General features: G+C 60.1%; 24 protein-coding genes. 16 read left to right on the forward strand and 8 right to left on the reverse strand.

The features are described 5' to 3' along the window. Positions 1-915, reverse strand: a complete 915-nt coding sequence (locus tag ACMXYJ_RS05375; RefSeq protein WP_095130716.1) for a LysR substrate-binding domain-containing protein — start codon at positions 913-915, stop codon at positions 1-3. Between the two features lie 225 nt (positions 916-1,140). On the opposite strand from ACMXYJ_RS05375, the gene ACMXYJ_RS05380 reads away from it, so the two are divergent. The 5 genes from ACMXYJ_RS05380 to ACMXYJ_RS05400 all read left to right on the forward strand — a co-directional run bounded on the left by ACMXYJ_RS05380 (position 1,141) and on the right by ACMXYJ_RS05400 (position 7,021). Next, positions 1,141-2,634, forward strand: coding sequence for an aldehyde dehydrogenase (locus tag ACMXYJ_RS05380; protein ID WP_415759023.1), 1,494 nt, complete (start codon positions 1,141-1,143; stop codon positions 2,632-2,634). A 31-nt stretch (positions 2,635-2,665) separates the two neighbouring features. Then, entirely contained in the window at positions 2,666-4,036 is a 1,371-nt protein-coding gene (locus tag ACMXYJ_RS05385) for an aspartate aminotransferase family protein (protein ID WP_415759024.1), read from the forward strand. 361 nt (positions 4,037-4,397) lie between these two features. Then, positions 4,398-5,384, forward strand: a complete 987-nt coding sequence (locus tag ACMXYJ_RS05390; protein ID WP_415759025.1) for an ABC transporter substrate-binding protein — start codon at positions 4,398-4,400, stop codon at positions 5,382-5,384. A gap of 9 nt (positions 5,385-5,393) precedes the next feature. Beyond that, entirely contained in the window at positions 5,394-6,197 is an 804-nt protein-coding gene (locus ACMXYJ_RS05395; protein WP_008149230.1) for an ABC transporter permease, read from the forward strand. After that, the gene (locus tag ACMXYJ_RS05400; protein WP_415759026.1) at positions 6,185-7,021 is read left to right on the forward strand and encodes an ABC transporter ATP-binding protein; all 837 of its coding nucleotides are present in this window, start codon (positions 6,185-6,187) and stop codon (positions 7,019-7,021) included. The genes ACMXYJ_RS05395 and ACMXYJ_RS05400 overlap by 13 nt, the downstream gene beginning before the upstream one ends. Before the next feature lie 138 nt (positions 7,022-7,159). Here the strand turns inward: ACMXYJ_RS05400 and ACMXYJ_RS05405 are convergent, their stop codons facing one another. Both ACMXYJ_RS05405 and ACMXYJ_RS05410 read right to left on the reverse strand, forming a co-directional pair. Beyond that, complete coding sequence (locus ACMXYJ_RS05405) at positions 7,160-8,239, reverse strand: endonuclease/exonuclease/phosphatase family protein (protein WP_415759027.1); 1,080 nt, start codon at positions 8,237-8,239, stop codon at positions 7,160-7,162. 75 nt (positions 8,240-8,314) lie between these two features. Continuing rightward, a complete protein-coding gene (locus tag ACMXYJ_RS05410) occupies positions 8,315-8,989 on the reverse strand; it encodes a YciC family protein (RefSeq protein ID WP_415759028.1) in 675 nt (224 codons plus the stop codon). A 178-nt stretch (positions 8,990-9,167) separates the two neighbouring features. Between ACMXYJ_RS05410 and ACMXYJ_RS05415 the strand changes: the two genes are divergently transcribed. The 4 genes from ACMXYJ_RS05415 (at position 9,168) to ACMXYJ_RS05430 (ending at position 11,912) form a co-directional block, all read left to right on the forward strand. Beyond that, positions 9,168-9,923, forward strand: a complete 756-nt coding sequence (locus tag ACMXYJ_RS05415) for a DUF2076 domain-containing protein (protein ID WP_415759029.1) — start codon at positions 9,168-9,170, stop codon at positions 9,921-9,923. Between the two features lie 141 nt (positions 9,924-10,064). Then, positions 10,065-10,544, forward strand: coding sequence for an NYN domain-containing protein (locus ACMXYJ_RS05420; protein WP_046048735.1), 480 nt, complete (start codon positions 10,065-10,067; stop codon positions 10,542-10,544). A gap of 22 nt (positions 10,545-10,566) precedes the next feature. Further along, on the forward strand, positions 10,567-11,178 hold the full coding sequence (locus ACMXYJ_RS05425; protein WP_201185467.1) for a 3'-5' exonuclease: 612 nt from the start codon (positions 10,567-10,569) through the stop codon (positions 11,176-11,178). Positions 11,179-11,480: 302 nt separating this feature from the next. After that, entirely contained in the window at positions 11,481-11,912 is a 432-nt protein-coding gene (locus tag ACMXYJ_RS05430; protein ID WP_415759030.1) for a BRO-N domain-containing protein, read from the forward strand. 240 nt (positions 11,913-12,152) lie between these two features. Here the strand turns inward: ACMXYJ_RS05430 and ACMXYJ_RS05435 are convergent, their stop codons facing one another. Next, positions 12,153-12,605 (reverse strand): Lrp/AsnC family transcriptional regulator, encoded by a 453-nt coding sequence (locus ACMXYJ_RS05435; RefSeq protein WP_008149219.1) that lies wholly within the window; start codon positions 12,603-12,605, stop codon positions 12,153-12,155. Between the two features lie 163 nt (positions 12,606-12,768). Here ACMXYJ_RS05435 and yedA point away from each other — a divergent pair, with 163 nt between their 5' ends. Then, positions 12,769-13,695: a drug/metabolite exporter YedA gene (gene yedA, locus ACMXYJ_RS05440; RefSeq protein ID WP_415759031.1), complete on the forward strand. Its 927-nt coding sequence runs from the start codon at positions 12,769-12,771 to the stop codon at positions 13,693-13,695. A gap of 65 nt (positions 13,696-13,760) precedes the next feature. Beyond that, on the forward strand, positions 13,761-15,095 hold the full coding sequence (locus ACMXYJ_RS05445; protein WP_415759032.1) for a DEAD/DEAH box helicase: 1,335 nt from the start codon (positions 13,761-13,763) through the stop codon (positions 15,093-15,095). A gap of 124 nt (positions 15,096-15,219) precedes the next feature. Here the strand turns inward: ACMXYJ_RS05445 and ACMXYJ_RS05450 are convergent, their stop codons facing one another. Further along, positions 15,220-16,461 carry a TIGR03862 family flavoprotein gene (locus tag ACMXYJ_RS05450; RefSeq protein WP_415759033.1) on the reverse strand — a complete coding sequence of 414 codons (1,242 nt, stop codon included), beginning with the start codon at positions 16,459-16,461 and terminating at the stop codon, positions 15,220-15,222. Between the two features lie 281 nt (positions 16,462-16,742). Beyond that, positions 16,743-17,663, reverse strand: a complete 921-nt coding sequence (locus tag ACMXYJ_RS05455) for a histone deacetylase family protein (protein ID WP_033054220.1) — start codon at positions 17,661-17,663, stop codon at positions 16,743-16,745. Between the two features lie 85 nt (positions 17,664-17,748). Between ACMXYJ_RS05455 and ACMXYJ_RS05460 the strand changes: the two genes are divergently transcribed. From ACMXYJ_RS05460 to ACMXYJ_RS05470, 3 genes are all read left to right on the forward strand, one after another. Next, positions 17,749-18,318, forward strand: coding sequence for a GNAT family N-acetyltransferase (locus ACMXYJ_RS05460; RefSeq protein WP_415759034.1), 570 nt, complete (start codon positions 17,749-17,751; stop codon positions 18,316-18,318). A 103-nt stretch (positions 18,319-18,421) separates the two neighbouring features. Next, positions 18,422-19,291, forward strand: coding sequence for an acyl-CoA thioesterase II (tesB, locus tag ACMXYJ_RS05465; protein ID WP_129441008.1), 870 nt, complete (start codon positions 18,422-18,424; stop codon positions 19,289-19,291). Then, positions 19,288-19,881: an HAD family hydrolase gene (locus ACMXYJ_RS05470; RefSeq protein ID WP_150658238.1), complete on the forward strand. Its 594-nt coding sequence runs from the start codon at positions 19,288-19,290 to the stop codon at positions 19,879-19,881. The genes tesB and ACMXYJ_RS05470 overlap by 4 nt, the downstream gene beginning before the upstream one ends. Before the next feature lie 108 nt (positions 19,882-19,989). Here the strand turns inward: ACMXYJ_RS05470 and ACMXYJ_RS05475 are convergent, their stop codons facing one another. Together ACMXYJ_RS05475 and ypfJ are read right to left on the reverse strand one after the other, a co-directional pair. After that, the gene (locus ACMXYJ_RS05475; RefSeq protein WP_415759035.1) at positions 19,990-20,949 is read right to left on the reverse strand and encodes an alpha/beta hydrolase; all 960 of its coding nucleotides are present in this window, start codon (positions 20,947-20,949) and stop codon (positions 19,990-19,992) included. Then, on the reverse strand, positions 20,950-21,843 hold the full coding sequence (ypfJ, locus tag ACMXYJ_RS05480) for a KPN_02809 family neutral zinc metallopeptidase (RefSeq protein ID WP_415759036.1): 894 nt from the start codon (positions 21,841-21,843) through the stop codon (positions 20,950-20,952). A gap of 353 nt (positions 21,844-22,196) precedes the next feature. Between ypfJ and ACMXYJ_RS05485 the strand changes: the two genes are divergently transcribed. Together ACMXYJ_RS05485 and ACMXYJ_RS05490 are read left to right on the forward strand one after the other, a co-directional pair. Continuing rightward, on the forward strand, positions 22,197-22,973 hold the full coding sequence (locus tag ACMXYJ_RS05485) for an IclR family transcriptional regulator (protein WP_415759037.1): 777 nt from the start codon (positions 22,197-22,199) through the stop codon (positions 22,971-22,973). A 169-nt stretch (positions 22,974-23,142) separates the two neighbouring features. Next, a complete protein-coding gene (locus ACMXYJ_RS05490; protein WP_056744635.1) occupies positions 23,143-24,021 on the forward strand; it encodes a DMT family transporter in 879 nt (292 codons plus the stop codon). Positions 24,022-24,057: the final 36 nt, after the last annotated feature.

Raw genomic sequence — 24,057 nt, forward strand, 5'->3', positions numbered from 1 at the left:
TCAAGAGGCGGCCTTCGCGGTCAATTGTTCCCGGCAGTAATCCGCAAACAACTGCGCCGGTTTGGTCAGTTGCCCGCGCTTGAGCCACGCCGCCACCAGCCCTGAGCCGGTGACGTCTTCGACGATGTCCACGCACACCACTTTCTGGCCGTCATAGGTGCACTCCGAATGCGGCCGGGTGACCAGGATCGAGAAGCCGAACCCTTGCCCGACCATGCCCCGGACCATCTCGATCGACGGTGAACTGAAGGCAATGTTCGGCGTCAGCCCCAACTCTTCGAACAGGCTGACGAAGTAGGTCCGGCTCGGTTGCACGTCCAGCAGAATCATCGGCTCCAGGCACAGATCGCGCAGTGACACTTGTTTCAGCTGAGCAAAGCGATGATCCGCCGGCAGCAACGCATAAGGTCGCTGCGCCGGCATCAAAGGTTCGGTCTGAATGGTGGCGTCGAGGTCGTGTTCATACAGGATCGCCAAATCGAAGGTGCCCGAGGTCAGGCCTTGCACCAGCTCTTGTTGTTCGCCGTCGCGGATGCGGATTTTCACCCCCGGATACAGCGCCGAAAACCCGGCAATCAATTGCGGCAGGTACAGCGGCGCGACCGTTTCGAAGCAACCGATATCGATTTGCCCGGCCACCACGTCGTTGTCGGCCAGGGCGTTCTGTTCGAACTCCTTGGCCATGCGCAGCAGTTCCTGGGCCTTGCGGTAGAAGCGTGCGCCGCTGGGGGTCAAGGACACGCCCTGGGCGTGATGACGGATCAGCAGTTGCACGCCGAAGCTGTCTTCCAGGCCTTTGATCGCCGTGGAAATCGCCGGTTGGGCGATGTACAGCTTGCGCGACGCCTCGGCGACGCTGCCGCATTCGACGGTGGTGATGAAGTACTTCAATTGACGCAGGTTGTAGGCAGCCACGGCAAACCTCGGGGTGGATGATTTCGACATCCAGGCAATTTTCGCGCCGACTGCATCCGTTCTGACGACGGTGTTGTTGTGCCTGAACAATAACCACATACCGCGCCAGCGGGGATATTGGCTGCCCAGTTTTTTCATGGTCTGCGAAGACATTTTTACTATTTTTCCTGGACACAGGCCTGGGCCACCATCCAATCCACAAGAAAGCCCATGGAGCATCTGAACGTGTTCGAGCTTACATTCTGGCAAAACAAAGCCGCTGCGCTGCGGTTTCCCGATCAAGCCGTGATCGACGGCAAACCCCGTGCGGCGCAGTCGGGGCAGACCTTCGCCGCGATCAACCCCGCCACCGGCCAGTGCCTGGCCAACGTGGCCGCGTGCGGCAATGAAGACGTGGACGCCGCGGTGCGCAATGCGCGGCAAGTGTTCGAGGCCGGCACCTGGTCGGCGCGTTCGCCGAGTGAGCGCAAGCAAGTGCTGTTGCGCCTGGCCGACCTGATCATGACCCATCGCGAAGAACTGGCGCTGCTCGATTCGCTGAACATGGGTAAACCGGTGATGGACGCCTACAACATCGACGTGCCGGGCGCCGCCGGGGTGTTTCGCTGGTACGCCGAAAGCCTCGACAAACTCTACGACCAGATCGCCCCCAGCGCGCAGAACGTATTGGCGACCATCACCCGCGAAGCGTTGGGCGTGGTTGCTGCCGTGGTGCCCTGGAATTTCCCGCTGGACATGGCCGCCTGGAAACTCGCACCCGCGTTGGCGGCGGGCAATTCGGTGATCCTCAAACCCGCCGAGCAGTCACCGTTTTCCGCCCTGCGTCTGGCCGAGCTGGCGCTGGAAGCCGGCCTGCCAGCCGGCGTGTTGAACGTGTTGCCGGGGCTCGGCGAGCAAACCGGCAAAGCCCTCGGTCTGCACCCGGACGTCGATTGCCTGGTGTTCACCGGTTCCACCGAAGTCGGCAAATATTTCATGCAGTACTCGGCGCAATCGAACCTGAAACAGGTGTGGCTGGAGTGCGGCGGCAAGAGCGCCAATCTGGTGTTCGCCGATTGTCAGGACCTCGACCTCGCCGCCGAGAAAGCCGCGTTCGGGATCTTCTTCAATCAGGGTGAAGTCTGTTCGGCCAACTCGCGGTTGCTGGTGCAACGTTCGATTCATGACGAGTTCGTCGAGCGCCTCAAAGCACACGCCGAACGTTGGCAGCCGGGCGATCCGCTGGACCCGTCGAGCCGCGCCGGGGCGATTGTCGACAGCCGCCAGACCGCACGCATCATGAAGTTCATCCAGCAGGCCGAACGCCAAGGCGCAACAAAACTGTGCGGCGGTCGGCAGTCGATCTTTAACGGCTCCGACAACTTCATTCAGCCGACCATTTTCACCGGCGTGACGCCGGACATGCCGCTGTTTCGCGATGAAGTATTCGGTCCGGTGCTGGCAGTCACGGCGTTCGATGACGAGGCATACGCCTTGCAACTGGCCAACGACAGCGTCTACGGTTTGGCCGCGTCACTGTGGACCGACGACCTCAATCGCGCCCACCGCGTGGCGCGACAATTGCGAGCCGGCACGGTGTCGGTCAACAGTGTCGATGCGCTGGACGTGACCGTGCCTTTCGGTGGCGGTAAACAATCCGGTTTCGGCCGCGACCTGTCGCTGCATTCATTCGATAAATACACCCAGTTGAAGACCACCTGGTTTCAGCTGCGCTCATAACAGCCGCTAATAACAAAACGGAGAACTGGCGATGACCACATCACGTGAAACCCGCGACTACCAGGCCGCCGACGCTGCGCACCACATCCACGCATTCGTCGATCAAAAAGCGCTCAACGATGAAGGGCCTCGGGTGATGGTCCGTGGCGAGCGCCTGCACCTGTGGGACAACGATGGTCGGCGTTACCTCGACGGCATGTCCGGGCTGTGGTGCACCAACCTCGGTTACGGCCGCAAGGATCTGGCCGCCGCCGCGACTCGGCAGTTGGAGCAGTTGCCGTACTACAACATGTTTTTCCACACCACCCACCCGCAAGTGATCGAGCTGTCGGAGCTGCTGTTCAGCCTGTTGCCGGGGCACTACAGCCACGCGATCTACACCAATTCCGGCTCCGAGGCCAACGAAGTGCTGATCCGCACCGTACGCCGTTACTGGACGATCCTCGGCAAGCCCGAGAAGAAAATCATGATCGGTCGCTGGAACGGTTACCACGGCTCGACCCTGGCGGCGACGGCGCTCGGTGGCATGAAGTTCATGCACGAAATGGGCGGCATGATTCCCGACATCGAACACATCGATGAGCCGTACTTTTTTGCCCACGAGGGCAACCTGACCCCGGCTGAATTTGGCCTGCGGGCGGCGCAGCAACTCGAAGCGAAGATTCTCGAACTCGGAGCGGACAAGGTCGCCGGGTTCATCGCCGAACCGTTCCAGGGTGCGGGCGGGATGATCTTTCCACCAGAAAGTTACTGGCCGGAAATTCAGCGGATCTGCCGCAAGTACGATGTGCTGTTGTGCGCTGACGAAGTGATTGGCGGCTTCGGTCGCACGGGCGAATGGTTCGCCCACGAGCACTTCGGTTTCGAGCCGGACACGCTGTCGATCGCCAAGGGTTTGACCTCGGGTTACATCCCCATGGGCGGTCTGATTCTGTCGAAGAAAATGGCTCAGGTACTGGTGGAGCAGGGCGGGGTGTTTGCCCACGGCTTGACCTATTCCGGGCACCCGGTGGCAGCGGCGGTGGCCATCGCCAACCTCACGGCATTGCGCGATGAAGGGGTGGTGGCGCGGGTCAAGGATGACATCGGGCCGTACCTGCAACAGTGCTTGCGCGAGGTGTTCGGCAAGCACCCGTTGGTGGGCGATATTCAGGGTGTCGGCATGGTGGCGGCGCTGCAATTGGCTGAAGATAAAACCAGTCGCAAGCGTTTTGCCAACGAGAACGACATTGCCTGGCGTTGCCGCACGATTGGCTTTGAAGAGGGGGTGATTATTCGTTCGACACTGGGGCGGATGATCATGGCCCCGGCGTTGATTGCCAGTCGTGAAGAGGTTGATGAACTGGTCGGCAAAACCCTGAAAGCGGTGGATCGTACGGCGCAGGAATACGGCCGTCTCTGATCTGAAAATAGTGTGATCCCAAAAAGATCGCAGCCTTCGGCAGCTCCTACAGGGGATCGCATTCCTATGTAGGAGCTGCCGAAGGCTGCGATCTTTTGCTTTTGATAGCGCTTTGCACTCTCCCCGTGCACCCTCGCCTTTGGCGCCCTTTCGCAGTGCGCGCTACCCAGTTTTTTCATCACTCCCATCGACATATTTCCTAATTTTCCTAATCCCCGCCTTGGGCCAACATCGACCTCGCCAGTCAGCCAAACGCTGCTCGCCGAAAGGTCCATCAGAGACCTCAGGTGTCAGCACTTTTCCAAGGCCGCTGGCCGTACTGCCCATGACAAAACTAAATCAACAGCTTTGGGAGTGCTCCATGATCAAGTCCTTGCTGAACTGCATCACTCATCCACTGGCGGTCACCGCCATCGCCGCGACGGTCGCTACCAGCGCCCAGGCCGGCACCCTCTCTATCGGCCACACCACGTGGGTCGGTTACGGCACGCTCTACCTGGCTCAGGACCTGGGCTACTTCAAGGAAAACGGTTTGACCGTCGAGTTGCCTGTCGTCGAAGAGGCTTCGATGTACATGGCCGCGCAAGCCTCAGGCGAGTTGTCGGGCTCGGCGTCGACCATCGACGAAGTGCTCAAATACCGTCCGCAATTCTGCTTCAAAGCAGTGGCTGCACTGGATGACAGCCATGGTGGCGACGGTGTTTTGGTCGGCAAGGACGTCAAGAGTCTGCAGGAGCTGAAAGGCAAAGCCGTGGCGGTGAACGAAGGGTCGACTTCGCAGTTCTGGCTGTCTTACCTGCTGAAAAAACACGGCATGAAAATGAGCGACATCACCGTGCAAAACATGACGGCTGACGATGCCGCTACCGCGTTCATCGCCGGTCGAGTGCCAGCCGCGGTGACGTGGGAACCGCACCTGTCGATGGTTCGCAGCAAGCAACAAGGCAAGGTGCTGATCGACAGCAGCAGCACGCCGGGAGTGATTGTCGACGTGGTCGCGCTCAACTGCACGGTCATCGAGAAGCAGCCGGAAGACGTCAAGGCGTTGGTGGCCGGACTGTACAAGGCGGTCCAGTACACCAAGGACCATCCGCAAGAAGCCTACAAAATCATGGCCAAAGGCGTCGGCGGCTACCTGGCCGATCCGAAGGAATTGGCCGCAGCTGCGCAAGGCGTGCGCTTCTACGATCAGGCCATGAGCGAAAAACTCCTCGGCTCGCCGGGCAAACCGGGTGACAGCGAACCTCTGATCAAACTGGCCAACGAGACCGCCAGTGAATTGCAAGGCAAACCCTACAACGTCAGCAATGACGACCTGATCGACAACCGCTTCGTCAGCCCGCTCTAGGAGGTTTGCATGTTCAAGCGCAATTCATGGCTGAGCCGCTGCATCACGCCCAAGACCGGCCTGCCGGTTTCAGTGATCTGGAGCGCGAGCGGTCTGGCCTGGGTGTTGTTGGTCGGCCTGTGGGCCGGGTTGTCTTACGGTGGCGTGGTGCCGGGCATGTTCCTGCCGACACCGGGCGCGGTGGTCGAAGCCGCCGTGCGCCTGAGCCGCGACGGTACGCTCGGTCTGCATGTGTGGGCCAGCCTCGAAGTGGTGATGGTCGGTTTCATCGTGTCGTCGCTGGTGGCGGTGCCGTTGGGGCTGCTGATGGGCAGCTTCCGTATCGTTCAGGCGTTCCTTGAACCGATGGTGAACTTCATCCGTTACCTCCCGGTAACTTCGTTCGTGCCGCTGTTCATTCTGTGGATCGGCATCGGTCTGGAGCAGCGGGTTTCGGTAATCATCTTCGGCGTGTTTTTCCAGCAACTGGTGATGATCGCGGACGTGTCCAAAGGCATCTCCAAGGACCTGATCAACGCGTCTTACACCTTGGGTTCGAACCGCCGCGATGCGGTGTTGCATGTGATCGCCCCGGCGTCGTTGCCGGGTGTACTCGACACGTTGCGGGTGACCATGGGCTGGGCCTGGACTTACCTGGTGGTCGCCGAGCTGGTCGCGGCCTCCAGCGGTCTGGGTTACTTGAGCCTCAAAGCCATGCGCGGCTTTCAGGTGGATGTGATTTTCCTGGCCATCGCGATCATCGGCCTGCTGGGCCTGGTCACCGATCAACTGTTCCGTTTTCTCCGTCTGAGGATCGCCGCATGGGCTCAGTAAGCGCCGTCAACCCTCGTTTCATCACGCCACAGGCCGCCCCGGTGCACGCCGCGCCACGGCTGCAAGTGGACAAGGTCAGCCTTCGCTATCAAAAGCCCGACGGTGGCGTGTTTACCGCGCTGGATCAGGTGTCGTTCGAAGTGCCGGATCAGCAATTCGCCGTACTGGTGGGGCCTTCGGGCTGTGGCAAGTCGAGTTTGCTGTACCTCACCGCCGGATTGAATGAGCCCACGGAAGGCGAAATCTATGTCGGTGGCCAGCAAGTTCAAGGACCGGGCGCGGATCGCGGCATGGTGTTCCAGAGCTACACGCTGTTCCCGTGGCTGACCGTGCGGCAGAACGTCGAGTTCGGTCTCAAGCGTCGCGGTATGGCAGCCGCCAAGCGCAAGGAGATCGTCGATTACTACGTCAATGAAGTCGGCTTGACCGGGTTCGCCGACAACTACGCCAAGCAGCTGTCCGGCGGCATGATGCAGCGTGTGGCGATTGCTCGGGCGTTGGCCAACGATCCGCAAATCTTGCTGATGGACGAGCCATTTGGTGCACTCGACAGTCAGACGCGTCTGCAAATGCAGCAACTGTTGTTGCGGGTCTGGGGCAATAGCAAGAAGACCGTGTTGTTCGTGACCCACGATATCGACGAGGCGATTCTGCTGGGCGACCGGGTCTACGTGATGGGCGCTCGGCCGGGTCGGATCAAGCAGATTCTGGACGTGCCGATCGAACGCCCACGGACCCTGGACATGGTCATGGAGCGCTCGTTCATCGACATGAAGCGCAAGATTTTCGGGCTGCTACATGATGATTTGGAGGAGGTGCATTGAGCCGATTTCCCGTCATGCCCAAATCCCCTGTGGGAGCGAGCCTGCTCGCGATTGCGATTGATCATTCAACAATGATGTCGACTGACACTACGCCATCGCGAGCAGGCTCGCTCCCACAGGTTTTGCATTAAGCGGAGGCTAAGGTGCTGCCGGCAGGAGGAACCGTGCAATCACCGGCAAATGATCGGAGATCCGCAAGGTGTCGTCCTGCCTCACCGTCGCTTCGACCCGTTTGATCCGCGGACTGTAGAACAGGTAGTCGACAGTCCGGTCCGGGCCGTTCAAGCCCGGATCATTCGGGTAATGAGTCAGCCACCGCGCCCGGTCGATGCCGCTGGCTTCGTTGTTGGTCGGGATCATCGGGTATTTGTCCCACAGCGCATGCAGCGCGCTGTCGGCAGAGTAGGGCGTGCGTTGCGCGTCGGGCAGGCGTCGAAATTGCCCCAGCGGCAACAGGTTGAAGTCCCCACCGATCAACCACGGTGTGCTGTGGCTTTCGAACTTGTCGAGGATTTTGACCATGGCCGTCACCTGAGACTGCAGCGTTTCGTCTGGCGCAATAACGCGGTCCAGATGGGTGTTGAGCACCGCTATCTGACCGCCGTCGCTCAACGGCAGATACGTGACCAGCAAGGCGTTTTTCGGTTTGAACTGGCGGGTGATGAAGTTGGCTGGTGCGACCGGTAATTGCAGGCGTTCGGCATGTTTGATCTGGTAGCGACTGAGGGTGGCCAGCTGCCGGCCGACGCTGCCGAAGATGTGTGGCTCAGGCACGAAGTCGGCTTTCCAGTCGAAGGCGTGAGCGCTGCACGGATACAGGTCCGCGACTCGCTCCTGAAGCAGCTTGAACTGGTTTTGGTAATCGCTGGCCTTGGCGCCTTCATCGAGCTCCTGCAACAACACGACGTCCGGTTGCTCGTCGCGGATCACTCGCGCCACTTCATCGAGGCTGAAGGCCATGTCTTCGGGCGTAGGTTTTTCGTCATTGCCGGCCGCCAGGTCATTCCAGAACACGTAGCGTTTTCCCGCCAGGTACTGGACGTTCCAGGTCATCACCTTCAGCGCCTGACCGGGCACCAGCGTCGGTGCCTGGGCGTTGCAACTGACCGGTAAGGCTTCCTTGGCTTCGGGGCGCCAGGTCAGGTTGTAGATCAGCAAGGCAATCAGGCCGGTCACGGTCAGCAGGCCCAGCAGGGTGTAGCGCAGTAGACGGGTCATGGCTCGGCTTATAGCGTTACAAAAGTTGACCCCGAGCATAACCGACAGACGGGCTTAAGCCCACGGGGATAGCAGTCAGAGCTGGCCGTCAATTTTCTCGGGCACATCGTCGATCAGCATGAACAAGCGGAACAGCACCACGCTGACGAACAATTGCAGGAAGCTCTGAGCGCTGTCGATCAGCAGCGAAATCACCGGGTTCTGCGGTTCCGGGTAAACCGCCAGGGTTGCGCCCTTGAGCACCCACAACGGGCCCATCACACAGAGAATGCACACCAGAATGCGCAGGAAGTTGCCGCGGGTCAGGCGCAGGCTTTCCTTCATCGCCGCCAGCGGTGCGAAGCCGCGCAGCACCAGCAGGTACTCGCCAAACGCCAGGGTCACCATCAGCCAGATACCCGGCAGGAAATACAGCGACAGGCCGATCAGGATCAGCAAGGTATTGAGCGCGGTGAGCAGGGCGAAGCGCGGCCACAGGTAGGCCGCCCTCGACAGCAGGTCGCGATTGCGCGGTGATTCGCCACGGCTGCGGGCATCGAGAAACAGGATCAGCGCGGCGGTGTACAGCGGATAAACCAGCAAGCCGACCATCACGCTGATACCGGGAAAGCTGTCCGGCTCGGTGGAGTGGTCGACCACTTGTTGCAGCAGCGCCTCGAAGATCACCAGCGGCAGGCACAGCCGCACGATCTGACCCAGATTGCGCTTGAAGAAATACAGTGAGTCACGCAGCACATCGAACGAATTCATCAGTCGGTATCGCAGGTTGAAAGCAGTGGCCCACTTTAACCGATGAAGCGCTTTGGGGCGCAAACGTAAACGTTCGGTAAAGACCATTGAAACATCCTGCATCAACCTCCATTACGGATGAGCACCTTATCCACAGTGGATAAGGGCGACGATATTCCCGGCAATCTACGAGGTCGCCATGAACAGCGAAGAACAAACCCTGATCGATGGACTGTTTTCCCGGCTGCAACAGGCCGAAACGGACTCAGCCCCGCGCGACGCCCAGGCCGAGGCGCGGATCAAGGAACACCTGACTCGCCAGCCCGCGGCGGGCTATTTCATGACCCAGGCGATTCTGGTGCAAGAGGCCGCCATCAAAAGCCTCGATGAACAGAACAAACAACTCGCCCTGCAAGTCCAGCAATTGCAGGCCGAACTGCAATCGGCCAAGGCTCAACCGGCTGCTGCGGCACCGAGCAGCGGTGGCTTCTTGTCGAGCATCTTTGGTGGCGGTTCCCGTGATCCGCAGCCAGCGCCGACCCAAAGTGCACCCCCATCGAGCGGTGGCGGCTGGCGTGAACCGGCGCGGCCGTCGTTCAACTCGCAGCCACCTCAGCAAAATTTCGGTGCCGCACCGCCTCAGCAGAATTACGCGCCGCAACAACCTGCCGGCAGCAGCTTCCTCGGGGGGGCGCTGAAAACCGCCGCCGGTGTGGCCGGTGGTGTGATGCTGGCGCAAGGCATCAGCAGCCTGTTCCATCACAATCAGCAGCCGGAAGTGGTTGAAGTCATCAAGGAAGAACCGGCCCAGGTCAACGATCAGAGCGGTGACAACGTCTCGGGCGACGATCAGCGCGTGGCTGATAACTCCTATGATCAGGGCGGTTTTACCGACGCCGACTACAGCGATGACAGCTCATCGTTCTTCGGCGGCGACGACGATTCCTTCGTCTGATTCATCTGTGGCGAGGGAGCAAGCTTCCTCGCCACACGGCCGATTATTCGCGGAACAATCCTTCAGGCTGGCATACTGGGCAACTTTTCGGGCCTGGTGCCTGATCCTGCCTGCGCTGCGGCGCGCCAACGAGGATGACCGGTGAAAAAAATCGCAGTGTTCGCCGATGTCCAGAACCTCTATTACACCGTGCGTCAGGCCTATGGTTGCCATTTCAACTATGCCGCGCTGTGGGCTGATATCAGCAAGCAGGGCGATATCGTCGAGGCCTATGCCTACGCCATCGATCGCGGCGACAGCAAACAGCAGCAATTCCAGCAGATCCTGCGCAACCTCGGCTTCGTCGTGAAGCTCAAGCCCTACATCCAGCGCAGCGATGGCTCGGCCAAGGGTGACTGGGACGTGGGCATCACCCTCGACATCATGGACGCCGCCGATCATGTCGACGAAGTGGTGCTGGCCTCCGGTGACGGTGATTTCGACATGCTGCTGGAGCGCATCATCACCAAGCACGGGGTGCAAGCCGTGGCCTACGGCGTGCCGGGCCTGACGGCCAACTCGCTGATCCGCGCCGCCAGCCGCTACGTGCCGATCGAAGGCGCGCTGCTGCTCAAGAATTGATTTTTACGGAGTTGAAACAAGTTTGGAACGCATAGCAGTCATCGACTTTGAAACCACCGGGATCTCCCCGAGCAGCAGCTGCCGGGCCACGGAAATTGCCGTGGTGATCCTTGAACAGGGGCGCATCGTCGAGCGTTACCAAAGCCTGATGAATGCCGGCGTGCGCGTCCCGGCCTTCATCGAACAACTCACCGGCATCAGCAACGCCATGCTGCGCACCGCGCCATCGGCCGAGCAGGTGATGAACGAAGTCAACGAATTCGTCGGCATCACACCGCTGCTGGCCCACAACGCCGCGTTCGACCAGAAGTTCTGGGACTTTGAGCTGGGGCGGATCAAGCGCACACGCTTGCAGAACTTTGCCTGCTCGCTGCTCCTCGCCCGCCGTTTGATGCCCGCCGCGCCGAACCACAAACTCGGCACGCTTACCACGTTCGCCAACCTGCCCCACACCGGTAAAGCTCACCGGGCGATGGCGGATGCGGAAATGGCGGCCAACCTGACGGCGCATTTGGCGCAGGAACTGCGGCAGAAGCATGGGTTGCGGGAGTTGTCGCATGATCTGTTGGTCAGCTTGCAGAAAGTGCCGGCGGCGAAAGTAGGCGAGCACCTCAAACGCTATCGCGGGTTCTAGAAGCAACGCCATTCCCCTGTGGGAGCGAGCCTGCTCGCGATAGCGGTTCATCTTCAACAGTGATGTCGACTGACACTCCGCCATCGCGAGCAGGCTCGCTCCCACAGGGTCGGTGTTCGATCTCAATCCTTGTGTTTAACCACGCCTCAAATTCGATGATTGCTCCTACCAAATATTAGGAATTTGTCCGTCTTGCCCCGTACCTGCGGCATCGATAACCTCTGGGTCGTCGCTGCCAATGCAGTAACCGGGACTGCAAGCCCGAAAATCGTTAGGGGCACACTTGGTTCGGAGATTCGCCCATGGTCAAAGTTACCCCCAATATCCCTGATAACAATGCTGACTCAGATCAGTCCGAAATAGCGCAACCAGCTTCAAGAGAAGCTCACTTCATCCCCAAAACATTCATCCGTCATCACATCCCACTGAGAGCACTGCTACTGCATGCCGAGGCGTGGTTCTGCGCACGCGATATCGGCCGATTGATGGGTGTGGATATCAACGGGCGACACGCGCTCAAGCTCGACGCCGACCAGCGTCGGATGGTGTGTTTGTCCGGAAGCGACGAGCCCCAGGAAACGCTGATGCTGAGCGAGTCCGGCGTGTACGCGATGCTGGTCTATCACTACTGCCCGGAGAACCGGAATCTGCGGCGTTGGCTGACCCATCACGTGGTGCCGATGCTGCGGGACGGTGGAGGGTTGCCTCGAATCAGGCGCCGAGTTTGCGCTTGATGGAATGGGCAGGAGGCACGTTGAGCCTGCTGCATTGGCGGACGGAACCCTGGGTTCGTTTAAAAGATATGCCGTGTTTGTTGGGCGCCGGATATAGCGGCGTTCGCGGAATCTGACGATACCGCTGAACTTCTGTAGGAGCTGTCGAGTGAAACGAGGCTGCGATCTTTGGATCTTGTTTTTAAAGAGCAAAATCAAAAGATCGTAGCCTCGTTTCACTCGACAGCTCCTACGGGATCGCTATTTACCATTTCCCTCAAGTTGCCCCAGCGGCACGCGCTTCTCTATCGCGCTCGACAACACAATCGACGTCTTGCTGAACCCGAACTTGGCGATCCGGTTGATCAGCTCTTCCAGCTCCGGCATAGACCCCACCGCAGCCTGCATGATCACGCACGGATCTCCCGTCACCCGGTGGCATTCGGTCAGTTGTGGGATTTTGATCAGGTCGTCGTAGGCCTTCTGGTTTCCGTGCTGGTTCAAGCGCAGTTCGATGACGCACTGGATCGGCAAGCCAAGCTTGGCCATGTCGACTTTCGCCTGATAACCCGTGATGACCCCGCAGGCTTCCAGTTTGGCGACGCGCTCGGCCACGGCCGGGGCGGACAGGTTCACTTTGCGCGCCAGGTCGGCGTAGGACGCACGACCGTTTTCCAACAGGGCGCTGAGGAGCATGCGGTCGTATTTGTCCATCGTCGGACTCCTGAAAAATGACTGACTTTCGAAAACACGGTTTATAGCGGTGATCTCCGTGTTTTGAAAAGTGTACCGGCGCTATAAACAGGTTTTGTAACTTATTTTACGCCGCTGGCCTTTCTAGAATAGCTGTTCACTTGTCTTGCCTACGAGCTGCCCCATGCCTGGCTTACGTCGTTTTCCCTTACCGTTGATCGCTGCCTTTTTCGCGTTGTACGTGATTTGGGGCTCGACTTACCTGGTGATTCGCATCGGCGTTGAGTACTGGCCGCCGTTGCTGCTCGCCGGTATCCGCTTCGTGATCGCCGGGACGTTGATGTACGCGTTCCTGCGTTGGCGCGGGGCGCCGGCACCGACCTGGGCGCAGTGGAAGGCCGCCGGGATCATCGGGATTTTGCTGCTGGCGTGCGGTAACGGTGGGGTGAGCGTGGCCGAACACATGGGCGTGGCCTCGGGTGTGGCGGCGTTGGCGGTGGCGACGGTGCCGCTGTTTACTTTGCTCTGCGGATATTTCTGGGGCGCGCGTAATACCCGTCTCGAATGGGCCGGGATTGCGCTCGGGCTGATCGGCATTGCCATGCTCAATCTCGGTTCCAACCTGCAATCGAGCCCGTTGGGTGCCGCGTTGCTGATATTCGCGGCAGCTTCCTGGGCATTCGGTTCGGTGTGGAGCAAACACTTGCCGCTGCCCCAAGGCGCGATGGCCAGTGCCGTGGAAATGTTGGTGGGCGGTGTAGCGCTGCTGATCGGCAGTGCGCTGAGCGGTGAGCATCTGGAGGCCATGCCGCCGATCGAAGGTTGGGCGGCCCTGGCCTATCTGACTTTCTTCGGTTCGATCATCGCGTTCAACGCTTATATGTATCTGTTGAAAAACGTGCGTCCGGCGGCGGCCACCAGTTATGCCTACGTCAACCCGGCCGTGGCGGTGTTGCTGGGGATCGTGTTTGTCGGCGAGACCATTGGAATCGAAGAAGCGCTGGCCATGTTGGTGATCATTAGCGCCGTGGTATTGATCGGGTTGCCGCAGTGGCGTCGAACTCCCGTTCAACCTGCCGTAGCGGTGCCGACAGAATCCCGTGTGAATTAGGGTAAACTGCGCGCCATTGCACATTCGTTTTGCACAACCGCGCTGAATTTTCCTACGGTAATCCCATGACTTTCGCCTCCCTTGGCCTGATCGAACCCTTGCTGCGCTCTCTCGAGACGCTCGGCTACCAGACCCCGACGCCGGTTCAGGCGCAAGCCATTCCGGCGGTGCTGGCCGGTCGCGACCTGATGGCCGCCGCCCAGACCGGGACGGGCAAGACCGCCGGCTTCGCGCTGCCGCTCCTGCAATTGCTGGCCATGGAAGGGCCGAAAGTGGCGTCTAACTCGGTGCGCGCACTGATCCTGGTGCCGACCCGCGAATTGGCCGAACAGGTTCACGAAGCCGTGCGTCAGTACGCCGAGAACCTGCCGTTGAGCACTTACGCGGTGTACGGCGGCGTCAGCATCAACCCGCAAATGATGAAGCTGCGCAAGGGTGTTGACGTGCTGGTGGCGACGCCGGGTCGTTTGCTCGACCTGTATCGCCAGAAGGCCCTCAAGTTCAATCAGCTGCAAACCCTGATCCTGGACGAAGCCGATCGTATGCTTGATCTGGGTTTCTCCGAGGAACTGGGGAATATCTACCGCGTACTGCCCAAGCAACGTCAGACGCTGCTGTTCTCCGCGACGTTCTCCGACGCGATCCGCTTGCTGGCCGGGCAAATGCTCAACGATCCGTTGAGCATCGAAGTCAGCCCGCGCAACGTGGCTGCCAGCACCGTCAAGCAATGGGTCGTGGTGGTGGACAAGAAGCGCAAGCCCGAGCTGTTCGTTCACTTGATGCGCAAGGGCAAGTGGAAGCAAGTGCTGGTGTTCGCCAAGACCCGTAACGGCGTGGACGCGCTGGTGGAAAAACTCCAGGGCCTGGGCATCAACGCTGACGGCATTCACGGCGACAAACCGCAGGCAACTCGTCAGCGTGCGCTCGATCGCTTCAAACTCAGTGAAGTGCAGATCCTTGTCGCCACCGACGTTGCGGCCCGTGGTCTGGATATCGAAGATTTGCCATTGGTGGTCAACTTCGACCTGCCGATCGTGGCGGAGGACTACATTCACCGGATCGGTCGTACCGGTCGCGCGGGTGCAACCGGGCAGGCGATTTCGCTGGTCTGCGCCGATGAAGTGAATCTGCTGTCGGCCATTGAGACGTTGACCCGTCAGACATTGCCTCGCCAGATGGAGCATGACTTCGAACCTGAGCACCGGGTGCCGGATACTGATGCCAGCGGTCAGGTGGTCAAGAAGCCGAAAAAACCGAAGAAGCCGAAGACTTCCGGTGGCGGTAAACGCAACTTGGGTAAATGGGTTGAGAGTGGGGATGCTTCGGCGCCGGAGCCTTCGATCAAGCCTGTGCGCAAGGTGCCGGTGTTTAATACCGGACCGCGTAAGAAGAAGCCTTAAATAGCTGCGGCGTCTGACAGGACGCCTTCGCGAGCAAGCCCGCTCCCACATTAACCGTATTCTTTCTGAAAGAACTCGGTCGAATGTGGGAGTGGGCTTGCTCGCGAAGGGCGCGGCTCGGTCTTCAGCCCTTGTGTTTCAACCACTCCACCACCCCCAACCCCGCCGCTCGCCCACTGGCGAAACACGCGGTCAGCAAATAGCCGCCCGTCGGCGCTTCCCAATCGAGCATTTCCCCCGCGCAGAACACGCCAGGCAGTTGCTTGAGCATCAAACGCTCATCCATCGACTCGAACATCACGCCACCGGCGCTGCTGATGGCCTCGTCCAGTGGGCGGGTTTTCACCAGTGTCAGCGGCAGCGCCTTGATCGCTTTGGCCAGCAGCGCCGGATCGACGAAGCTTTCGGCCGGAGAGAGTTCGCGCAGCAACGCCGCTTTCACACCATCGATTCCAAGTTGGCTGTGCAGGTGTTTCGACATTGAGCGTGAACCGCGCGGTTTGCTCAGCGCAGCCTGAACCTTATCCACAGGCTTGCCCGGCAATAGGTCCAAGTGAATGGTCGCCGAGGCGTGCTGATTGATGGCTTCGCGGATCGGCGCCGACAAGGCGTAGATCAGGCTGCCTTCAATCCCGGTTGCCGTGATCACACATTCCCCGAGCCGCGGCACGTCGTCATTGAGGCCAATGGCGATGTTTTTCAGCGGTGCACCGGCGAATTTGCTGACCATCAACTCGCTCCAGGCCTGCACCTCGAAGCCGCAATTACTCGGTTGCAGCGGCGCGAGTCCTACGCCGCGTTGTTCCAGTGGCAGCATCCAGGCGCCGTCCGAGCCGAGTCGCGACCAGCTGCCGCCGCCGAGGGCCAGCAAGGTTGCGTCAGGTTTGACGGTTTTTTCGCCTTCGGGGCTGTCGATACGTAATCCACCGTGGTCATCCCAGCCGAGCCAGCGGTGACGGGTGTGGATAACTACGCCGGCATCTCGCAGGCGTTTGAGCCAGGCGCGCAACAGAGGGGCGGCTTTCATGTCTGTAGGAAAGACTCGCCCGGAGCTGCCGACAAAGGTTTCGATGCCCAGGTCATGAATCCATTGGCACAGCGCATCAGCGCCAAATGACCGCAACAGCGGTGCAATCTGCGGCGCGCGTTCGGCGTAGCGTGAGAGAAACGCCGGGTAGGCTTCGGAATGGGTGATGTTCATGCCACCCACACCGGCCAGCAGGAATTTTCGCCCCACCGAAGGCATGCCGTCGTACAGGTCGACCTTGATCCCGGCCTGACTCAGCACTTCGGCCGCCATCAAACCGGCGGGGCCGCCACCGATGATGGAAACGTGGGGGGAGAGGGCGGTTGAAGGCTGAGTCATGGAGTGCGCTGCGGTTTGGCGGGATAAGCGGCGCATTCTACCAGCACAGATCCCTGTGGGAGCGGGCTTGCTCGCGAAAGCGATTTAACATCCAACATTGATGTCGACTGATACACCGCTTTCGCGAGCAAGCCCGCTCCCACATTGGAACTGTGTCGTTTCAAATGGCTGGTTAAAAAATAACCACCGCTGTGCAGGCTATATCCAGCATGGCCTGTAGGAGCTTTCACTCAGGTTATCCACAGGCAGTTCCACAGGCATTGTGGGTAAAGACTCATACCTCAATGACAGCCTGATGACTGCCAGACCCGTTGCGCACTGTGATGCAGGATTCCATGACGGCGCGCCAACGCCTTGCGGTCCTTGCTGTAGCCGCCGCCGATGACCCCGACCACTGGAATATCCCGGCCCAGGCAATGGCGCATAACACTTTCATCCCTGGCGGCGACGCCTTCGTCTGTCAGCTTCAGGTAGCCGAGCGCGTCATCTTTATGCACATCGACGCCGGCGTCGTACAACACCAGGTCAGGTTGGTAGAGCGGGAGCAAATAGTTGAGCGCATCGTCCACCACCTTCAGGTAATCGGCATCGCCCATGCCCTTGGGCAGTGGAATGTCCCAGTCACTTTCGGCTTTGCGTGCAGGAAAGTTCTTCTCGCAGTGCAGGGAAACGGTCACCGCTTCCGGGGTGTTGTGCAGGATCCGTGCAGTCCCGTCGCCCTGATGCACATCGCAGTCGAAGATCAGCACCCGATTCACACGGCCACTTTCCAGCAGGAAATGGCTGATCACCGCCAGGTCGTTGAAGATGCAGAACCCGGCAGGATGGTCGTAATGCGCGTGATGGGTGCCGCCGGCCAAGTGACAGGCCAAACCATGTTCCAGCGCCTGCTCGGCCGCCAGCAGCGAGCCGCCAACCGCACGTACTGTGCGCCGGGCCAGGGCTTCGCTCCACGGCAGGCCGAGGCGCCGCTGGTCTTCGCGGGACAACTCGCCGCCCATGTAGCGTTCGATATACGCAGGGTCATGTGCGAGCGCGAGAATCTCTGGCGGGCAGAGGTCGGGGCGCAGCAGGTCGGCGTCGCGAGTCAGTCCGCTGTCCACCAGGTGATCGCGCAGCAGGCGAAACTTGTCCATGGGGAAGCGGTGATCCGCCGGGAACTCGGGACTGTAGTCTTCGTGGTAGATCAGGGGCAGGGGCATGGCTGATTTATACAGGACGGTCGGTAGGAATGAGTGAAGGATCCTACCAGCGATGTAGACTTGCGGCATGGGAACGGGGGGGCTGATGGAACCGATACTGGAACTCGAGAGCGCGCGACTGCTGTTGCGGCAGTGGCGCGACGAGGATTTGCCGGAGTTTGCGGCGATGTGCGCCGATCCACAGGTGATGCGATATTTTCCGGCGCCCTTGAGTCGTCTGGAAAGTGCCTCGCTGATCGGACGGATTCGTGGCCATTTCGCCGAGCATGGCTTCGGTCTCTGGGCGCTGGAGCGCAAGGACACCGGGGCATTTATCGGTTTTACCGGGCTCCTGGTGGTCGGCTTCGACGCGCGTTTTACCCCGGCCACCGAAATCGGCTGGCGCCTGGCCCGAGAGCACTGGGGCCTTGGCTACGCCAGTGAAGCGGCGTGGACCGCTCTGCGCTGCGGGTTTGACCGGTTGGCGCTGAAAGAGGTCGTGTCCTTCACCACCGAAACCAACACGCCGTCGCAGAAAGTCATGCAGGCAATCGGCATGCACCATGATTCAGCCGATGATTTCGACCACCCGATGCTCGCGGCCGATCATCCCCTGCGTCACCATGCGCTGTACCGCATCACCCGTGAACAATGGCTGCAAACCTTGCATGGATAAGCCTGCACGGACGTTTACAATGGCTCCCATGGGCCCTGGCCAGAAATTGAATCGACCGTCGCAGCCAAGACTGCGCGGCATGCGTTGTGTGAGGAGAGTCTGAATGAGCCAAGTGTTGGATGATCTGGTTGACCTGCTGACCCTGGAACCGATTGAAGAAAACCTGTTCCGTGGCCGCAGCCAGGACCTGGGTTTTCGTCAGCTGTTCGGTGGTCAGGTGATCGGTCAGTCCCTGTCGGCGGCCAGTCAGACGGTCGAAGAAGCGCGCCATGTGCATTCGATGCACGGCTATTTCCTGCGTCCGGGCGATTCTGCGTTGCCTGTGGTTTATCAGGTTGATCGGGTGCGCGACGGTGGCAGTTTCAGCACGCGCCGGGTGACGGCGATCCAGAAGGGCAACCCGATTTTCACTTGCAGTGCGTCGTTCCAGTACGACGAAGAAGGCTTCCAGCATCAGTCCGAGATGCCCACTGTAGTCGGCCCGGAAAACCTGCCGTCAGAGCTGGAGCTTGCTCAGCAGCGTGCGCACCTGATTCCCGAGCACATGCGCGAAAAGTTGCTGTGCCCGAAACCGATCGAGTTCCGACCGATCACCGAGAAAGATCCCTACAACCCGCAACCATCCGATCCGATCAAGTACGTCTGGTTTCGCGCCGACGGTGCCTTGGCCGACTCTCCGGCGCTGCACAAATACCTGCTGGCCTATGCCTCGGACTTCGGTCTGTTGACCACGTCGATGCAGCCCCATGGCAAATCGGTCTGGCAGAAAGACATGCAGGTCGCCAGCCTCGATCACGCGCTGTGGTTTCATCAGGATCTGCGCGCCGATGACTGGTTGCTGTATGCGATGGACAGCCCGTGGGCCGGCAATTCCCGTGGTTTCTCCCGTGGCAGCGTGTTCAACCGCGCCGGGCAACTGGTGGCGTCGGTCACTCAGGAAGGTTTGATTCGCCACCGCAAGGATTGGGCATGAGCCTGGCCGAGGTGCGGCACTGGGTGTTCGACATGGACGGCACCCTGACGGTGGCCGTGCATGACTTCGCGGCGATCCGCGTGGCGTTGGCGATTCCTGCCGAAGACGACATCCTGACCCACCTCGCCGCGCTGCCGGCCGATGAAGCCGCCGCCAAACATGCGTGGTTGCTGGAACACGAACGGGACCTGGCGCTGGGGTCGAAAGCGGCACCGGGCGCGGTAGAACTGGTGCGTGAACTGGCCGGGCGCGGTTATCGCTTGGGCATTCTCACGCGCAATGCTCGCGAACTGGCGCACGTCACGCTGGAGGCGATCGGCCTGGCCGACTGCTTCGCGGTGGAGGATGTGCTGGGTCGTGATGAGGCACCGCCAAAACCGCATCCCGGTGGGTTGTTGAAGTTGGCCCAGGCCTGGAATGTCCCGGCCAGTGAGATGGTGATGGTCGGTGATTATCGTTTTGATCTGGATTGCGGTCGGGCGGCAGGGGCGCGGACGGTGTTGGTGAACCTGCCGGATAATCCCTGGCCTGAGTTGACGGATTGGCATGCTGCCGATTGCGTGGTGTTGCGGGAAATGTTGTCGGTTTGAGGGACCCATCGCGAGCAGGCTCGCTCCCACAGGGGATCTTCAGTGTTCACAAAACCAATGTGGGAGCGAGCTTGCTCGCGATGGCGTCAGGTCAGGCACCACAAAAACTCACTGACCGAACAACGCCTTCTGCCCCTGCGGCGAGTTAAACATCCCATCCCCGTCATGCCCGACCCCGGGCACTTCAATCAGTTGCTGACTCAACCCCTGAGGATGCAGCCGCTTCAGATAAGCAAAATAATTGCGCCCGCGAGCCAATCGATTGGCTCCCTGAGCTTGGGCCTCACAGCTTTTATCCAGCGCCGGCTGCTTCGGGTCGTTGTCCTGCTGCCCGAGTAGATAAACGACATCGCGTTTGACGTAGTTTTCCTTCAACTGCTTGGCGGTTTGCCCTTCGGCATAGGCGGGTAAATCCGCCAGTCCATATTTCCAGCGATTGAAATTCGGGCAACCGGCGTGTTTGAACGCCACCGGCCGTCGCTCGTCGAAGTACGCATAAGACGACGGGTTGGCAATGACGTAACGCACCTGTATGTCGGCCTCCTTGAGCGCTGGCTGCTCGTGGCCCAGCAACGCGTATCGCTGCACCACCTGAGCGCCGCCGGAGTGACCGGCGATGACAATCTGCTTCACGTCCGGAAACTGTTTTCGATCACCGATTCGGGCGATGATTTCGTCGAGCGCCGCGTAGGAACTCATGGAAAACGGAGCGCTGGATTCACCGCCCGCCATCCAGTCATTGCCCTGCCAGCGCAATACGCTGTCAGCCACGGGATGGGCCGCGACGTCGGTTTCATTGAGAAATTGCGGGGCGATCACCAAGGTGCTCGCGGTTTGCCCGGCCTGTTCGGTCGCGTGCACGGCGCTCTGGCGATAGGTGTCGGCATTGCGCAATCGACCATGGATGATGATCAGCACGCGTTCGATTTTCGTCGGCGCCGTGCCGATGCCCACCGCGATTTCACCTGCAGTCAGCAGCAGGCGTCCGGAGCTGACTTCCTTGACCGCATGCTCGGCAGCCTGGGCGTTTGCGCAGGTGATCAGTAGAGCTAACAGCCACTTATTCATTTATAGGTTTTTCGCTGCAAAGGTGTCGCACTGGCCAACCTGGCCTTGCGCGAATCCGGTTTTGAACCAGCGCACCCTTTGCGCCGACGTACCATGAGTAAACGAGTCCGGCACCACACGCCCCTGACCTTGCTGCTGCAAACGGTCATCGCCGATGGCATTGGCGGCGTTCAAGGCTTCTTCGATGTCACCGGGTTCCAGCCAGTTCAGCCGTTTCTGCGCATTGTTGGCCCAGACTCCGGCCAGGCAATCGGCCTGCAGTTCCTGGCGTACCAACAAACCACCGTCGCCTTCCATCTGACGGCCCTGTTGGCGGGCGGTCTGAATTTTCGCCGACACACCGAGCAAGGTCTGCACATGGTGTCCGATTTCGTGAGCGATCACGTAGGCCTGAGCGAAGTCGCCAGCGGCGGAAAAACGTTGGGACATTTCCTGGAAGAAACTCATGTCCAGGTAGACCTTCTGGTCCGCCGGGCAATAGAACGGGCCGGTCGCCGATGTCGCCAGGCCACAGGCCGAGTTGACGCGGTTGCTGAACAGCACCAGGGTCGGGTCCTTATATTGACGACCGGCCTGCTGGAAAATCTGACCCCAGGTGTCTTCGGTATCGCCGAGGATCGAACGCACGAACTCGGCTCCTTCATCAGTGGCCGGTGGCGCCTTGCGGGTTTGAGTCGGGGCCGGTGCCGACTGCTCGCTCATCTGCCCGGTCAGTTGTCCGAGGATTTGCATCGGGTCCTGGCCGGTCATCCAGCCGATCCCGACGATCAAGATAATCGCCGTCAGGCTCAGGCCCTTGCCGCCCCCAAAGCGCATCCCGCCGCCACCGCCGCCGACATCATCTCCACGGGCATCGACCACGTTGTCGCTGCGTCGGCCTTTTTTCCATAGCATGTGGGAATCCTCTGATTGTCCGTGGGGATGAGTGTTGCTGCTGAGTAGGAGCGGCGCCAGTCCGGTCGTCCATCTTTTGTTGCGCACAGCAGCCTTCCCGGCAACCTGTGGTGGGTGGCCGGGAGTCTTCCAGACTCGTATTGAACACGGACAACCCATCTAATTCCTTCAGGCGACGGGTTTTTATCGAGCAGGCGACCGCCTGCGTCGAGGGAATTACCGGTCGAACGCCTCCCACACTGCTGGCACCAGACTTTGTGGTGAGGTGGATTTGATCGCGAGGGGTAGGGTTCCAGATTTCGCATTCGGACGGTTGTCTTCTAGAATCGGACAAATTTTGTGTGGAACCTCCCATGGCCGGCAGTCAGATCGAACGTGTTTTCAGCGTGCTTGAAAGCCTCACCGGAGACCCTCGTGGCCTGCCGATGCAGACGCTGGCGGCGCAACTGGATATTCCCAAAAGCGCGACCCATCGGTTACTCGCCGAACTGATTCGGCTGGGTTACGTGCGACAGAATCCGGAGAACCTTCGGTACCACCTGTCGACCAAACTGGTGGCCATGGGTTTCCGTTACCTCTCGGGCAGTGGCGCCGATATTGTGCAGCCGGTGCTTGATCGCCTCGCCCAGGAAACCGGCGAGCTGGTGCGGCTTGGGGTGATTGAAGGTGAGCGGCAGATCTGGATCGCCAAATCCCAGGGCGCCCGTTCCGGCCTGCGCTACGACCCGGACATGGGCCGCGATGCACCGTTGTTTTACACCGCGTCGGGGCACGCGTGGCTGGCGTGCATGAGCGATGCCGAAGCCTTGTCGCTGGTGGAGCGCCAAGGTGACGAGCGGCCGAGGGACCTCGGGCCGAATGCACCGCGTTCCAACATCGAACTGCTGGAACGCCTGCGTATGGCGCGGGAGCAGGGTTATGCCTGGGTCGAGGAGAGTTCGGCGGTGGGCACCTCGGCGATTGCTGCGGTGGTGCGGCATCCGAGTGATGGTCGAGTCATCGGTGTGCTGAGCATCGCCGGGCCCAGCGCGCGGATGCCGGGGGCGCGACTGCATGAGTTGGCGCCGCTGTTGTTGAAGTTTACCGAGGAGCTGTCGGCGGCCAGTCTGGCGTCTGAGCTGTTCAGTTGATGGTTTCCCCTGTAGGTGCAAGGTTTGCTCCTACAGAAGCTGTGCGCTGTTCGCACGCTTTCTCTGTTTGCTTATGTGAGAATCTGGAATCGGGTTCTAAATTATTGGTGTTCGTCTTTCCTGTAAGGGATGCTTTTAAATAGTTGATGCAATACACAAGGGATACCGAATGACCGTCAGCACTCCGCTCTCCGGCGTAAACCAACCCTTCAAAGGGATTCTGCTGATCGTCGTTGCGACCTTCCTGTTTTCCAGTCACGACGCCTTGTCGAAATACCTCTCGGGCTTCTACCCGATCGTCATGGTGGTCTGGGCCCGGTATGTGGTTCACACCTTACTGATGGCCGGGATTTTTCTGCCGCAATCCGGACTGGGTGTCCTACGAACCAAACGGCCGTTACTTCAGCTGTTGCGGGCGTTGTGCTTGTTGGGCACCAGTCTGTTTTTCACCACCGGCTTGCAGTACATCCCCTTGGCCGAAGCCACTGCGGTCAACTTTCTTGCACCGGTTCTGGTGACAGCGCTGTCGGTGCCACTGCTGCGCGAGCACGTCACGCGTGGCCAGTGGATTGCGGTGATTTGCGGATTCATCGGCGTGTTGATCATCGTCCATCCCGGCGGAGAACTCTTTACCCCAGCGGTGTTGCTGCCGCTCTGCTCGGCGCTGTTTTTCTGCTTCTATCAGTTGCTCACCCGCAAGCTAAGCAACATCGATAGCCCGACCACCAGCAACTTTTTCGCTGGGTTGTGCAACACATTGGTGATGAGTGCGCTGGTGCCATTCTTCTGGCAAGTCCCCAGCCTGGGCCATGGATTCATGATGGTGGCGCTGGGCGCCTGCGGGATGACGGCTCACCTGTTTCTGACGCAAGCCTTCCGCCACGCCGCCCCCGCGTTGTTGGCGCCGTTCGGTTATTGCCAGATTGTCTTTGCCGGTTTGCTGGGCTGGTTGCTGTTTTCTCACACGCCGACCCTGACCACCGTGGTCGGGATCGCGGTGATTTGTTGCAGCGGGTTGGCAGCAGCCTGGCAGCAGAGTCGTCGGTGAGAGCAGCAGGGCAGGCCTGGAATCAGGCCTGCCGGG

This window comes from Pseudomonas arabinosi (assembly GCF_047758675.1).
Taxonomy (GTDB): domain Bacteria; phylum Pseudomonadota; class Gammaproteobacteria; order Pseudomonadales; family Pseudomonadaceae; genus Aquipseudomonas; species Aquipseudomonas arabinosi.

Bases quoted from the DNA above. Each gene is read 5' to 3' on its own strand.
- ACMXYJ_RS05460 (WP_415759034.1), top strand. From the start codon at position 17,749: ATGGAACCGATACTGGAACTCGAGAGCGCGCGACTGCTGTTGCGGCAG.
- ACMXYJ_RS05455 (WP_033054220.1), bottom strand. From the start codon at position 17,663: ATGCCCCTGCCCCTGATCTACCACGAAGACTACAGTCCCGAGTTCCCG.
- ACMXYJ_RS05485 (WP_415759037.1), top strand. From the start codon at position 22,197: ATGGCCGGCAGTCAGATCGAACGTGTTTTCAGCGTGCTTGAAAGCCTC.
- ACMXYJ_RS05435 (WP_008149219.1), bottom strand. From the start codon at position 12,605: ATGGACAAATACGACCGCATGCTCCTCAGCGCCCTGTTGGAAAACGGT.
- ACMXYJ_RS05470 (WP_150658238.1), top strand. From the start codon at position 19,288: ATGAGCCTGGCCGAGGTGCGGCACTGGGTGTTCGACATGGACGGCACC.
- ACMXYJ_RS05405 (WP_415759027.1), bottom strand. From the start codon at position 8,239: ATGACCCGTCTACTGCGCTACACCCTGCTGGGCCTGCTGACCGTGACC.
- ACMXYJ_RS05475 (WP_415759035.1), bottom strand. From the start codon at position 20,949: ATGAATAAGTGGCTGTTAGCTCTACTGATCACCTGCGCAAACGCCCAG.
- ACMXYJ_RS05450 (WP_415759033.1), bottom strand. From the start codon at position 16,461: ATGACTCAGCCTTCAACCGCCCTCTCCCCCCACGTTTCCATCATCGGT.
- tesB (WP_129441008.1), top strand. From the start codon at position 18,422: ATGAGCCAAGTGTTGGATGATCTGGTTGACCTGCTGACCCTGGAACCG.
- ACMXYJ_RS05410 (WP_415759028.1), bottom strand. From the start codon at position 8,989: ATGAATTCGTTCGATGTGCTGCGTGACTCACTGTATTTCTTCAAGCGC.
- ACMXYJ_RS05390 (WP_415759025.1), top strand. From the start codon at position 4,398: ATGATCAAGTCCTTGCTGAACTGCATCACTCATCCACTGGCGGTCACC.
- ypfJ (WP_415759036.1), bottom strand. From the start codon at position 21,843: ATGCTATGGAAAAAAGGCCGACGCAGCGACAACGTGGTCGATGCCCGT.
- ACMXYJ_RS05395 (WP_008149230.1), top strand. From the start codon at position 5,394: ATGTTCAAGCGCAATTCATGGCTGAGCCGCTGCATCACGCCCAAGACC.
- ACMXYJ_RS05430 (WP_415759030.1), top strand. From the start codon at position 11,481: ATGGTCAAAGTTACCCCCAATATCCCTGATAACAATGCTGACTCAGAT.
- ACMXYJ_RS05385 (WP_415759024.1), top strand. From the start codon at position 2,666: ATGACCACATCACGTGAAACCCGCGACTACCAGGCCGCCGACGCTGCG.
- ACMXYJ_RS05415 (WP_415759029.1), top strand. From the start codon at position 9,168: ATGAACAGCGAAGAACAAACCCTGATCGATGGACTGTTTTCCCGGCTG.
- yedA (WP_415759031.1), top strand. From the start codon at position 12,769: ATGCCTGGCTTACGTCGTTTTCCCTTACCGTTGATCGCTGCCTTTTTC.
- ACMXYJ_RS05400 (WP_415759026.1), top strand. From the start codon at position 6,185: ATGGGCTCAGTAAGCGCCGTCAACCCTCGTTTCATCACGCCACAGGCC.
- ACMXYJ_RS05490 (WP_056744635.1), top strand. From the start codon at position 23,143: ATGACCGTCAGCACTCCGCTCTCCGGCGTAAACCAACCCTTCAAAGGG.
- ACMXYJ_RS05445 (WP_415759032.1), top strand. From the start codon at position 13,761: ATGACTTTCGCCTCCCTTGGCCTGATCGAACCCTTGCTGCGCTCTCTC.